Source organism: Acuticoccus kandeliae (assembly GCF_003073115.1).
Window position 1 is genome coordinate 1 of the sequence record NZ_QBBV01000027.1, and the last position, 593, is coordinate 593.

General features: G+C 72.8%; 1 protein-coding gene. It reads right to left on the minus strand.

Features of this window, described 5'->3' with window-relative positions; genetic code table 11:
• Positions 1-593 (minus strand): glycerol-3-phosphate dehydrogenase C-terminal domain-containing protein (locus tag DBV35_RS29125; protein WP_281262255.1); only part of this gene is annotated, 593 nt, incomplete at both ends.

Genomic DNA, 593 nt, shown 5'->3' on the forward strand with positions numbered 1-593 from the left:
GTCGGGCATCTTCTGGCTCTCCCGCTCGGCCTCGACCCGCTTGACGTAGTGGTCGACCTCGCGGGCGATCTGCTCGTCGTTCCAGCCCAGCACCGGGGCGACCAGCGTCGCGGTCTCCTCGGCGGCACCCACGCCCCGGTCGAAGGTCTCGATCGAGATCCGGGTGCGACGGGCGAGGATGTCCTCCAGGTGCCGCGCGCCCTCGTGCGAGGCGCCGTAGACGACCTCGGCCCGCAGGTAGTCCTCGGCGCCGGTGAGCGGCTCGGCCAGGGTCGGGTCGGCGATGAGGAGGTCGAGGACCTCGTCGATCAGCGAGCCGTACCGGCCGAGCAGGTGCTCGATCCGCACCGGGTGCAGCCCGCTGCGCGCGGCGAGCTGGTGGGTCGAGTTGCGCAGCGCCGTGAAGCCCTCGGCGCCGAGCAGCGGGACCTTCTCGGTGCAGGAGGCGGGCACCTTCGCGTCGAGCGAGTGCACGGCCGCGTCGACGGCGTCCTCGGCCATCACGCGGTAGGTCGTGTACTTGCCCCCGGCCACGACGACCAGCCCGGGCACCGGGGTGGCGACGGCGTGCTCACGGGACAGCTTCGAGGTCG